10 protein-coding genes and 2 tRNA genes are annotated in these 12,182 nt (G+C 59.7%); 7 read left to right on the top strand and 5 right to left on the bottom strand.

The window, feature by feature from the left end; genetic code table 11:
* Window positions 1-32: 32 nt before the first annotated feature.
* The 4 genes from QMC96_06270 to QMC96_06255 all read left to right on the top strand — a co-directional run bounded on the left by QMC96_06270 (window position 33) and on the right by QMC96_06255 (window position 3,039).
* Window positions 33-989, top strand: a complete 957-nt coding sequence (locus QMC96_06270) for a methyltransferase domain-containing protein (GenBank protein ID MDI6876359.1) — start codon at window positions 33-35, stop codon at window positions 987-989.
* Between the two features lie 113 nt (window positions 990-1,102).
* Window positions 1,103-1,456, top strand: a complete 354-nt coding sequence (locus QMC96_06265) for a DUF5518 domain-containing protein (protein ID MDI6876358.1) — start codon at window positions 1,103-1,105, stop codon at window positions 1,454-1,456.
* A 103-nt stretch (window positions 1,457-1,559) separates the two neighbouring features.
* A complete protein-coding gene (locus tag QMC96_06260; GenBank protein MDI6876357.1) occupies window positions 1,560-1,913 on the top strand; it encodes a DUF5518 domain-containing protein in 354 nt (117 codons plus the stop codon).
* 568 nt (window positions 1,914-2,481) lie between these two features.
* Window positions 2,482-3,039, top strand: a complete 558-nt coding sequence (locus QMC96_06255) for a DUF2121 domain-containing protein (GenBank protein MDI6876356.1) — start codon at window positions 2,482-2,484, stop codon at window positions 3,037-3,039.
* A gap of 50 nt (window positions 3,040-3,089) precedes the next feature.
* Here QMC96_06255 and QMC96_06250 read toward each other — a convergent pair whose 3' ends face one another.
* Window positions 3,090-4,301: an NADP-dependent malic enzyme gene (locus QMC96_06250; GenBank protein ID MDI6876355.1), complete on the bottom strand. Its 1,212-nt coding sequence runs from the start codon at window positions 4,299-4,301 to the stop codon at window positions 3,090-3,092.
* A gap of 243 nt (window positions 4,302-4,544) precedes the next feature.
* Between QMC96_06250 and QMC96_06245 the strand changes: the two genes are divergently transcribed.
* Complete coding sequence (locus QMC96_06245; GenBank protein MDI6876354.1) at window positions 4,545-5,075, top strand: DUF421 domain-containing protein; 531 nt, start codon at window positions 4,545-4,547, stop codon at window positions 5,073-5,075.
* A 1,546-nt stretch (window positions 5,076-6,621) separates the two neighbouring features.
* On the opposite strand, the gene QMC96_06240 is transcribed toward QMC96_06245, so the two are convergent.
* The 3 genes from QMC96_06240 to QMC96_06230 form a co-directional block, all read right to left on the bottom strand.
* Window positions 6,622-6,716 (bottom strand) — tRNA-Thr (locus tag QMC96_06240).
* Window positions 6,717-6,861: 145 nt separating this feature from the next.
* A complete protein-coding gene (locus tag QMC96_06235; GenBank protein MDI6876353.1) occupies window positions 6,862-7,575 on the bottom strand; it encodes a sugar phosphate isomerase/epimerase family protein in 714 nt (237 codons plus the stop codon).
* 456 nt (window positions 7,576-8,031) lie between these two features.
* Window positions 8,032-9,057, bottom strand: coding sequence for a mechanosensitive ion channel family protein (locus QMC96_06230; protein MDI6876352.1), 1,026 nt, complete (start codon window positions 9,055-9,057; stop codon window positions 8,032-8,034).
* A 46-nt stretch (window positions 9,058-9,103) separates the two neighbouring features.
* Here QMC96_06230 and hypD point away from each other — a divergent pair, with 46 nt between their 5' ends.
* On the top strand, window positions 9,104-10,132 hold the full coding sequence (gene hypD, locus QMC96_06225; GenBank protein MDI6876351.1) for a hydrogenase formation protein HypD: 1,029 nt from the start codon (window positions 9,104-9,106) through the stop codon (window positions 10,130-10,132).
* A gap of 56 nt (window positions 10,133-10,188) precedes the next feature.
* A tRNA-Arg gene (locus QMC96_06220) sits at window positions 10,189-10,260 on the top strand.
* A gap of 932 nt (window positions 10,261-11,192) precedes the next feature.
* Here QMC96_06220 and QMC96_06215 read toward each other — a convergent pair.
* Window positions 11,193-12,122, bottom strand: a complete 930-nt coding sequence (locus QMC96_06215; GenBank protein ID MDI6876350.1) for a hypothetical protein — start codon at window positions 12,120-12,122, stop codon at window positions 11,193-11,195.
* Window positions 12,123-12,182 lie beyond the last annotated feature (60 nt).

Raw genomic sequence — 12,182 nt, 5'->3', positions numbered from 1 at the left:
GATTTTTTAGGGGGCCGTTCCAATCCAGTAAGGTGAAACTTCTCTTCGAGCTCTCCGGCGAACACCCCACGCTTCCCGTTGCCGAACTGGAATGCGTGGGCATGGTGCTGCAGGCACGGCCCCAGGTGGCGGTCGCGGATTGCCCCGAACCGGAGGAGGTCCGCCGTCTCGCCCTGACGCACGCCGTGCTCGAGTACCTCGGGGAAAGCCGCTCCGACCTCTCCTCGCTCTCGCATCTCCTGCAGCATCTCTCCCTATCTCCGCCCGGCCGCTTCGCGGTGCGGGTGAAGAAGGTGCATGGAGCTGCGATGCCCGGATCGCCGGCGTCTCTCGAACGGTTCATCGGGAACCGGATTGAAGGGCAGGTCTCTCTGTCCCATCCCGATGTCGAGTACCATGCCGTATTCTCGGAGGACGTCTGCTACCTGGGAAGGATGCTTGTCCGCATCGATCGCGGCTCCTATGCGTGCCGCAATCCGATGCGAAGACCGTTCTTCCACCCGGGGGTGATCATGCCCAGGATGGCGCGGGCAATCGTGAACCTCTCCCTCATCCGCCGCAACGAGCGAATGTACGACCCTTTCTGCGGCACCGGAGGGCTATTACTGGAGGGTAAAATTCTTGGCGCCGATGTGCTGGGGAGCGATGCCGATCCCCGCATGGTCAAGGGGTGTCTGGCCAATCTCGGCGGTGGATTGGTGCTCCTTGCCGATGCCACGCGCATGCCTCTCTGCGATGCTGCCGTGGATGCCGTGGTTACGGACTTCCCTTACGGTCAGTCATCCTGGATCCGTGCCAGAACGCTGGAGGATCTGTACGGGGAGACGCTGGCGGAGATAGGGCGGGTGCTCAGGCCGAAGAAGAGGGCTGTTGTTGTCAGCCACCGCGATATTCGGGAGATTGCACGCGACCGGTTCGCTGTCCTTCAGCATCACGAGCAGAGGGTGCACAAAAGCCTCACCCGCCGGATCCTGGTGCTCCAGGGATAGATCGGGCTGCATCGCCGTCGCGGAACCCGCAATGGCTTTGTGCCGAGGGGCGGGACGCATCCAAACATATTTATAGTTGATGAAAGATCATCCCGCCCTTCGGGTGAACTGAAGTGGCATATTACTACACAACGGGCAACTTCTGGCTGGGGGTGATCCTGGGGTGGATCATCATGGTCGTCCTGAACATCTGGGTTCCGATCCTGGGGCCGATCCTCGGCGGGCTTGTGGCAGGGTATATCGCCGGCAGAGGCGTGGGCAACGGAGCCCTGGCCGGATTGATCGCCGGCATTCTCGGCGCCATCATCGTGGGCGTGCTGCTCGTCATCGGGGGGACTGTCTTCCTGGGCGGAGTCGGCTTCATCACCGGACTCGGGGCTGCTGCCGTCGTGATCCTGGCGGCGCTGGTCTACATGGGTATTCTCGGCCTCATCGGGGGAGCGATCGGCGGAGCCGTGCGTCGGTGAAGGCACGCGAGGTGATTCACCCCGATCTGCCGCGATGCAGGAAGGGAATTATCCTCCTTTCCCGATCCCGGTTTCGCATGCCCACCCCCTCTCTCCGATTGTGATGGCTGACGGTCTACGGAACTTCGTCGTCTCGAGCATCCTCGGTTTTACCGTGATGATCGTGCTGAACCCCTTCTTTCCTGTCGGGGGCCCTATCCTGGGGGGAATCGTATCCGGATACTTCGGCGAGCCGGGCATCTGGAACGGCATGAAGGGAGGGATCGTCTCGGCGGTGCTCGCCTCCCTCCTCGTCTCCGTTCTCCTGATCGCAGGGGGTGCGGCGTTCCTCGGCGTGCTGGGAGCGCTGATTGGCGCCGGTATCGGCATGGTCGTGCTGGTGATCCTCCTGTATTTCAGCATCCTGGGCATCGTCGGGGGCGCCATCGGCGGTGCACTGAAGGAACGATTCGGGTGAACGACAGATCTCAACCACCGTGGAGTTCCCGCCGAAGATCTATGGGGCTCCCTGCAACAGCCCCACTGTATCGGGGGGGAGTGCGCTCTATTCTCCCGTCCCCCGCCGGTACGATATCCTGAAAACAGGGTATCCCGAATCCCGCGACTCCAGCGGTGTGACGGGTGTTGCCCGCAGTGAGTATCCATCCCATGCCTTCGTAGAACAGAGTGCGAGGATCCTACGGGCTCATGGAGACCTCTTATCCTTTCCTCGGGTACCTGTATTCGCGGCGGGCTGTATTGTGAGAATGGACCGAACACCGTGTGATACAGGCACCCCTCGCCCCGTGGAACGAGGACGAGAGTGAGGCATCCCTCGATTGAAGATCATGCCGGGCTTGCGACTTCCTCTGCCGTTCGGCTTCCCCGTCGCAGGACTTAAGTGGAATCTCCGAGCCAGCTCGGCTAGACTCTGGTCCCCCCTCAGGCTGGCGAGGGAAGGGAGGGGATGCATCGGAAGAGAGTACAGCATCGCGGCCATATGTTCAATACAGTTAGCAGCCAAACCGTGTAGGGAGCCGTAGATCATGAGCCTGGTGCTCGCGTTCGTCGGGACAAAAGGCGCTGCCATGGCCGGGGACATGCGGGAGATCACTTTCCGGGGCGATGATACCGGCATCGAGAGGCTGGAAGCCGAGCTCTACAGGGGATCCATCCGCACCGATGAAGAACTGCAGAGGCGGTCACGGGAGATCGGCGTCTGCATCACGGTTCGGGACGACAAGATCAAGGTATCGCAGCGGGACGGGATGCTCGTGGGGGAAGTGATCTCGGCTGACGGTTCCGTTGTGCATCGGCGGAGGCTCTACGTATCGACCGACAACTACGCGATAACGGAGATCCACGGTCCGGAGATCAGACTGGTCGGGAGCGGCAGGGGTAGCAACTTCGTCGTGCTGGGAAACGAGATCGGGAAGAAGATCGCGCATGCATGCATCCAGAAGCACTGGAAGTCCGGCACACTCAGGGATGCAATACGGATTCTCATGCTCGCGATGGAGGCGGCGTCACGGCAGACCGCATCGGTGAGCCGGGAGTATGTCCTGGTGCAGACGACCCGCACTGTCAGGTTCAACGTGCCGTGACCCGCGATCGGGGGTTCGGCGAACCCCCGCCATATCCGGTTACAGAACGGTCATAGCACCCGTGCGCATCCGGAACGGAATGCCGCAGCCTTCACCGCCACCGCAACGGACCGCGTCACGTCCCGATCCAGGATGGCCGGAAGGATATGGTCGCGCCGCGGCTCTGCCACGTAATCGGCAAGAGCATGGGCGGCAGCGACCTTCATCTCGTCGCTGATGCGGGTGGCGCAGGCGTCCAGGGCCCCCCGGAACACCCCCGGGAAAGCGAGCGCATTGTTGATCTGGTTCGGATAGTCGCTACGTCCGGTGCCCACCACCGCCGCACCGCCTCTCCTGGCATCCTCGGGCAGGATCTCCGGTATGGGATTTGCCAGGGCAAAGACGATCGGATCGTCCTGCATGCGGCGGACCATACGCTCCGTGACGAGCCCGGGAGCGGACACGCCGATGAACACATCCGCACCTTCGAGGGCATCGGCGAGTGTGCCGCTCCGCCCCGAACGGTTGGTCTCGTCCCCCAGGATGAACTTGTACTTGTTGCTGTAGAGCCCTCGTCTTCCCCGGTGGATGATCCCCTGCCGATCGCAGACGACGATGTCGCGCACCCGAGAACAGACATCCGGGCTGTAACCGATGCAGCCCAGGAGACGGGCAATAGCAAATCCCGCCGCACCGGCCCCGGAGATCACGACGGTGAGATCGGAGTAGGATTTGTCCGTCACGCGGCAGGCATTCAGAAGGGCTGCGCGCACCACGATCGCCGTCCCGTGCTGATCGTCGTGCATGACGGGGATGCCGATATCCTGCAGGGCCTCCTCCACCTCGAAACATCGGGGAGCAGCGATGTCCTCCAGGTTGATCCCGCCAAAGACGGGCGCGATGTTTCGCACCTGGTCCACAAAGTCCGCGTTGTGGCTCTCGAAACAGATGGGGAAGGCGTCGATGCCCGCGAACTTCCTGAAGAGTATGGCCTTTCCCTCCATCACCGGAATCGCGGCGTAACCACCGATATCCCCCAGACCCAGAACGGCAGTCCCGTCGGTGACGATGGCGATGGAGTTGCCCTTGAGCGTGTACTTGTATGCCAGGTTCCTGTCTTTCTGTATGGCGCGGCAGACCTCGGCGACGCCCGGCGTATAGGCGCGTGCGAGGTCCCTCCGGTTCTCCAGCGGGACCTTGGAGCGGATCTCCAGTTTCCCCTGATGCCGTGCGTGCAATTCGAGCGCTTCTGCATAGATCTCCTGGTCCGACCCCGCTTCCATGAAGATACCCTCCCGAGTTACATGATTGCATGTAACCCCTTATTAAATCCATTTAGGGTTGGATGCAGTTGATGGCACCGGGGAACTGTCGAGGCACTGGTGTCTGGAAGGCCCATTCGTATAGCTGCCGGTACTCGATATGGAATCCAATCCGCCCCAAAAGGTGTTACTCGGCCAAACCCGTCCACGCACAGCGGACAAATCATTAAATAGATCCATTTCTCTTGCGGCGATCGGAGGCGGATGAAAATTCCCGAGATCTTCTTCAGCGGCTGGGAGAGTATCGGCCGCGTTCTCATCGTCGGGGTTCTCGCATACGTCGCTCTGGTCGTTCTGGTCAGAGCATCGGGCAAAAGAACCCTGGCATCGATGAATGCCTTCGATTTCATCGTGAACGTCGCCATAGGTTCTATCCTTGCGACGATCATCCTTTCGAGGGACATATCGCTTGCGGAAGGCATCATTGCGTTTGTCGTTCTCCTGGGCCTGCAGTTCATCGTCTCGTGGTCCTCATCGAGATCGAAGATGGCGGCGCAGTTCGTCAAATCGCAGCCAGGGATCCTCGTATACCAGGGAGAGCTCCTCCGGGATGCGATGCGGCGGGAACGGATTGACGAATCCGAGATCCTCCAGGCACTTCGCTCGGAAGGCATGGACTCTCGAAAAGACGCAGCAGCGGTGGTACTCGAGACGAATGGCCATATTTCCGTGCTTAAACGGGCGGAACGGGGAGACGATTCGTCACTCCGAAATGTAGCCGGCCTGCCCCGCTGATGCGGCGTTTCGAATCGAAACGGCCAGCTCTTGAGGACGACTGGATCCGCATCGAGGGCTGAAAAAAGATCGCGCAGCCGGCGCTGGCTCGGCAGAACCTAACATGAAGGGATCCCCGCCGACCGGTGATCCCCAATCCCTGCGATTTTCGGTATATGGACGGTATAGCATCGGTCTGGTTTTTCTAAGTGCTTCAGGTTGATACAATCCCAGCCCGCCCTCTTCGGTCCATCGGCTCATCTTCGTGGAACGGCTCGTCGCACCATGCGCACATCCAGACGCCGGGCTCCTCGGTCCGGGTGGAGGGCATGAACCAGCACGGCGGCAGCGGGCGGCATGTCCTGGAAGGGATCCTCGATCGTTCATGCGGCAATCGTCGTCAAGAGACGGTATGCGTGTATGGCATGGAGGGGGTGAAAGTTCCGGTAACGGGAGAGCCCCTTGAAAATACCTACACTATTGGCTTGAATGCGATGGCCTTATTAGTGGGTAGACAGGCAGATAGGTATTAGTGCATAAGCCTTTCCCGAAACGGATGAGGCCACCTTGAGGTAGGTGGGACTAAGTAGGGAAGGAAGCACATACTACTTCTGCCGTTCTTCAAATAAATCCAATGCAACGCCTATCTTGTGTTCAATCAGGTTATAGTGGGTCCAGTCACTGGTCCTATACCCTGCATGAACCGTGCCAGCAACAAAATCGGCTGCCTGTATGCAGCAGTACTGCTGGGAATTCACATGATGTATCGTGAGTTCCGGGGGATCCAGATTGAAGCTCTGATTCCTGTCGATAGTTGAATAAACAAGGTATCGATCGAACCCATCTCGTTGAAGCCCATAGAGGGACTTATCGACAATGATTTCTATCTCCTCATCGAGGCGGTATCGGGTGATAATGCGGGATACGAGGGATCCGGCGATATGGTTGTAGAGAATCTGGGGTTTGGCCCCGAGTTGATCACGTACCTGTTCTTTTCAAGGACCGCATACCCTATCCCAATCTCGCACGACGCGAGGCGCTCCAGAATCCGGCGCCGGATCGCGGGATTCGTATTATTGTATTTCAGCTCGAGTAGCTCGCGATAGCTCTTCTTGAGTCCCTGGCTTCGCACTTTCTTGAAGCAACGTTGTACTTCGATAGAATCCGGCTGAATCAGGGCAGCTAAAACAAAGTATTGAGACGCCCCCCGGAGAAAATCCTAAATCGCCCGATTCGTCGAGATAAATCATTTAATAAAAGTCAGGGAGATTCTGCATAAATCCCAGCTATTTGATCCAGGGTCTCAAGGGGCAGAGTGCTTTCTCCAAGGGCCTTAAGCCGGCCAGGTCCGAGAATGTCTCCTCTACCCTACACTTTACGTGCGACAGGAAGGATAGCTGCCCTTTCTATGCGATATATACCTATGCCCGGGGTGCTGGAGGCCTCGCTATCAGTAGATGGGTGCTCAAAGAAAATTGGTGCGCGGATGGGAGGCGCGATCGCCGGGACCGCTGCAGCCCTGGCGCCAGAGAGCCAGAATTACGATAAAGGGTATTGGGAGAATCGAAGCCTTCGCCGGGAATCGAACCCGGGACCTTGTCCTCTTTGGTCTGCTTTCGCACGATTACCAAGGACACGCTCTACCGACTGAGCCACGAAGGCGCGGTCATGCATTGTTAGGACAGGCTCTACCGGCCGAGTCACTGCAGCAATGCATCAATTACGTTGGAGCCCGAAGGTATAAAATGTTTGGAGTCCGGGTCCCTGGCAGGTAGGGAAGGCGGGGAGAAGTATCGAGCCCGCGCGCTCACATCAGGCCTTTCAAGGCCCGGAGGCTCGCGAGCGTCCCCTCGAGCGTCGACACCTCGACGATCGGCACCGCGCTGTTCCGCCGTACAGCATCCATCACAGTACGGAAGTCGATACTGCCTGCCCCCACGGGCAGGTGCTGGTCTTCGCGGCCGTTATTGTCGTGAAGGTGGAAATGCTGGATCGGGAAGGCCAGAAATGCCGGCAGGCATCCGTTCAGATGGGCATGCCCGACGTCCAGGGCAAATCCGGCACCGCCGAGCAGCTCCAGTTCCTCGGGAGTCCGCAGGAAGAAGTAATCCCAGTTGCCCATGTTCTCGACGAAGTACCGGATCGAGAGATCCCCGGCCGCCGCATCCAGCTCGGCAAGCGATCGCTTCAGCTGGACCGCCGCCCGATCCCGCTCCTCCCTCCAGGCAAAGTAGCCGGGGTGCACCACAACGGAGGCACTCACATCGGCGGCAATCCGGAAGCACTGGACGATCACCTCCAGGCTCGCCTTTCGGATCGGTTCCAGCAGGCTAGCGATATTCACACCCCGCGAGGGGGCGTGAATGGCGTAGTGCAGACTGTACTTCTCCAGCAGTTCGGAAGAGTCCAGGAAGTGGTAGCCTTCGTCCATGATCTCCACGTACTCCGTGATCCCTGCCAGCGTATCGAGTGCCAGGGGGAGGGGGCTCTCGTGCAGGCAGTATGTGGAGATGCCAAACATTACAAGAAGTTCCGCTTCTTCCTACAAAAACATACCCCGTTCCTCGCCCCTTGATGAACCCTCCCAGTCCGCTCACCTTCCGCGGGAACCCGTGAGGTCGATCCACTCCCCATAACCGAACCTTAAATTCGTTCGTAAATCGTATAGATAGAAAATATCCGTTCATTAATAATAATATGAAAAAAATGAAAAATTACAAAATGAATAAATATAAATACTATATTGTCTAAAAAGGAAATGGGGATACAGAAAGGCACTCGCCCCTCCCCCTCGAACCCACCTCCGGGCGGGTGCGGTCACCCCCCTGACATTGGTATTCAAAGCATCCCCTGAATCCGCAGCCCATTCCGTTCGGTTCCCTCTGTCCACCCCGCAGGGGGACCACCATTTCCAGCCCCTCCAGGGCACGGTCGATGAGATCACCGCCTCCCACGGCGACTGACCGCCGGCATCCGACTACCGCATATGGACGTCGATCTGCCTGAAGGGAATCTCGATGCCCTCCTCTTTGAAGACCTCGTTTATCCGGGTGTTGATATAGTCCTGAGTCTCCCACGAGTACGAGAACGCCCGTTCCCAGACCACCAGGATGAAGTTCAGGCTGGACTCGCCGAACTCCAGGAAGTACACCTGCGGTGCCGGATCGTCGAGGACGTACTCTGAACGGGCAGCAGCCTCCTTTCCGATCCGGACAAGGATCTCCTTCACCCGATTCACATCGGTGCCGTACGCGACCGATACCGGGATCTTGACCTTCATCTTGGCATCCGGTGCGGCGTAGTTGATCACCTTGCTGTTCGTCAGCATGGAGTTCGGGATGGTCACGAGCTGGTAGTCGAGGGTACGGATCCGGGTGCTCCTCGGACCGATCTGGACCACATCCCCCAGGATGTCGTCTATCTTGATTCGGTCGTTCACCTTGAAGGGTTTGTCGACCATGATGATTGCGCCGCCGAAGAAGTTGGAGAGGATATCCTGGGCGGCGAGCGCCACGGCGAGGCCCAGCACCCCGGCTCCGGCGAGCAGGGGGGTGATCTCGATGCCCAAGTACGCAAGCACGATAAGGATGCCGATGAACCAGATGACGTACTTGGCTGCAACCTCCAGGACATCGATGATCCGGTCGTCCAGATCGCTGTCCGTCTGCCGGGAGATCCACCTCCCGTATGTGCGGATGAAGTTGTGCATGAAGGAGGAGAAGATCCAGGTCGCCAGGAGGATGTAGAATGCATTTATATACCGGCTGTCTAGGATCCATCGGTACTGGGGAGGGAGTTCGTAGAAGTATCGAAGCGCGACATATACCGAACCTACCAGAACCAGGATGACCAGAGGCCTCCCGATCGCGATGAGAAGGATATCGTCGATCTTGGACTCGGTGCGGTCTGCCCTCTTCTGGAGCACACGGTATACCGCATTGACAACGATCGCAGCGGCTATTCCTCCGAGAATTATCGCAACTGCAGCAATCTCTCCCGCCATAGAGGTATAATTATTGCATCTTGGCGCATATGAATACTGGAGATTTATGGCGGTCAGTCAGGATATCGCGAGGGCGCTCCGGGAGCATGTGACCGACGATCTCACTTTCATGCACATATGCGGGACCCACGAGGCATCCATCTCGCGGGCAGGCATACGGAGCATCCTCCCCCCGCAGCTGAAGATCGTGATGGGGCCGGGCTGCCCGGTCTGCATCACGCCGCAGGGGGAGATCGATGCCGCCCTGGAACTGGTCGAGAAGGGCGCCATCGTGGCGACGTACGGGGATCTCCTCCGCGTTCCGGGTTCGAAAGGATCTCTGGAGTCGTGCGGGGGCGATGTGCGGGTGGTGCAGGGCATCCACAGGGCCGTGGATATCGCCCTCCGCGAAGAGAGGGAGGTTGCGTTTATATCGGTCGGTTTCGAGACAACGGCCCCGACTGTGGCGGCAGCGCTTCTTGCCCGCCCCCCGCGTAACTTCAGCATCCTGAGCTGCCACCGCCTCGTCCCGCCGGCGATGCAGTGGCTGCTGGAGCAAGGGGAGGCGAAGCTCGACGGGTTCCTCCTGCCCGGCCATGTCTGCACGGTCATGGGCTACCAGGAGTACGAGAAGTTCCCCGTCCCGCAGGTGGTGGCAGGATTCGAGCCGGAGGACATCCTTCTCGGACTCCTGATGCTCGCACGGCAGGTCGGGAGCGGAGAGCACCGGGTGGAGAACGCCTATCCGCGCGCGGTCACGAGGGAGGGGAACCGGAAGGCAAAGGAGATGATGTACCGTGTCTTCGAACCCTTTGATGTGGAGTGGCGGGGATTTCCGGTGATACCCCGATCCGGACTGCGGCTCAGGGACGAGTTCTCGGAATACGACGCATTGAAGAGGTTCGAGCTGGAGATCAGAAACGTGGAGAAGCACTCGGCATGCCTCTGCGATCGTGTGCTGCGGGGCGTCAATCAGCCCACGGACTGCAGGCTCTTCTCGAAGGTCTGCACACCGCATACGCCCGTCGGGCCCTGCATGGTGAGCCACGAAGGCGCCTGCCGGATCTGGCATACGTATCGAGTCAAGCATGGGTGAATGCCCGAGATCCGGGCATCGGTAGTATTTTTATCCCCCCCGTCAAATTATTAGGAGTCCCGGTAGGGTAGTGGATATCCTGGAAGCCTCCGGAGCTTTCGACCCGGGTTCAAGTCCCGGCCGGGGCGCTGAGAGATCCTGACCATCTATCTTTCCATTCGTGGTTTCTTGCAGGCTTGTCCGGGGTCCGTGCGGAGTTCTGCAGGCAAAAACCGTTTTACAGCCGACAGCGAAAGGGGTCCATCGCTCCTGCCGCCGTGCTGGTAGCGGCTCGCTCGAACCCCAGGAGGTGTCAATCCCCTTGCCTCGCCATCCTGTCGCATTCCATTACTGGAAAAATCGAGGGGAATGGATGTCCCCGGATCGGACGGCGATCATCCCCGTCTCCTCTGTCTGCTCGATACGCTCTTAACGCTCCCGGGAGGAGCTGATCCGGGCTCAGCCAGGGCATTCGTCGAACTTCTGCTCCGCAGTGCCGAGCCCGATCGCACCGGGGGAAGGCATCGATTGGGGGAGCACGCCTCCTCCCCCCGTGGCACGCCAGGCCCTTGCCCGGATTCGAATCCCCCGGCATCGTGATGCCGCAAGAGGATGGGCTATCCCGGGGCCCGATCGCAGGGGGCAACCCCCCGCGTCAACCTTTCTGCCGCTGCTGATCCGCTCTCACCGCACCGGCGTCCATCCCTGCAAGACCACGGGGCATCCACGCCCGAAATGACAGCGAAAGACCATGGTTCCCGGGTTCCGAAGAACAACCATGACCTGTCCCGGGATATCGTGCCAATCCGTTCGCCAGCCCACAATGAGACTGCGCTCTGCGACCTGGACGCAGAAACGCCTCCCCATCGCTCTTGAAAATCCGTACGGACGAAGAGGCACACCCCACTCTCGCAGAAGAACCGGGAGTATCTCGAGCAGCTGCAGGACAATCTCACCGGGCGTGATGTCCGCTCAAAAAGAGTGAAAGGGCAGCAACCCGCACCGGCCCCTGCCGATCACCAGAGGCGCCCGGCTGCTCCCCCCGGCACGCATCCGGTTAACAGCGCACCTCCTCAGGGGCTCATCGGGCAGATGCACCCTCCGGGACCTTCAACTGGAGCATCCGGTAGATCTTGGCCCGTTCGCCGTCAGTGAGACTCTCGTGCTTCTCTGCCGCCTGATAGAGTTCCTGCGCCCTGCGGATGTTCTCGGCAGGATCCAGGCACAGATCGGCCATCCGTACGAGCGTATCCGCCTCGGCAATCAGGCTCCGCGGATACTCCGGTGCATCCGGCTGCAGCCCCTCCTCCCGCGCCCGCCTGTAGAGCTCCACTGCACGATTGAAGTTCGCCTCCTCGTCGAATCCGAGGCCCGCGATCATCTGGCGGGCATTCGCCTCGTTCATCAGCGCCCTGGCATAGTGAGCCGAATTCTGGATTAGCCCCTCGTTCCGTGCCCGCTCGGAGAGTTCGGCGGCGCACCTGAAGTTCTCCAGGCTGTTCACATCCATGTCCGCGAGTATGTTGCGCACGATCGCCTCGTTCAGCAGCGCCAGCGCGTACTCCTCCGTCTTCTCAGGGAATCCCTCCTTTCTCGCCCTTTCGTTCAGGGATGCAGCGCTCAGCAGGTTCCTTCGCGGATCCACCCCGAGCTCAGCGAGGGTGACGCGCCCGCTCCCCTCCGCCGCCAGCGAACGTGCGTACTCGAGACCGGGCTCCAGATGCTCCCGGCTCCTCGCCAGGAGATCGGTGCCGAGTTCGAGGAAAGGCCTGTTCCTGCGCTCGATCCCGTAGTTCAGGATGGCAGCCCCGACGGTGAACAGAAAGGTCCCGTCATCTGCCACCCGCTCGAAGTCTCCGGCGGTAAGATCCTCTGCGTTCCCGCTCGAGAGGGCCTCGGCGATACCCTTCGTCTCCGGATACGCTTTCAGGGCATCCAGATCCTTCTGCTGCACGTCGGGATAACCGCCGAGCACACGCAGGAGGAGTGCGATGGCGTCTTTCGCAGTCATGCCTGCCTTTCAGGCGCCGTTCTTATTTAGGGCTTTCGATGATTCCGGAGAGCGATCGCC

The organism is Methanomicrobiales archaeon, from assembly GCA_030019205.1.
Classification (GTDB): domain Archaea; phylum Halobacteriota; class Methanomicrobia; order Methanomicrobiales; family JACTUA01; genus JASEFH01.
Note: the sequence above shows the minus strand (reverse complement) of the source record. Positions and strands in the feature narration are given on the sequence as shown.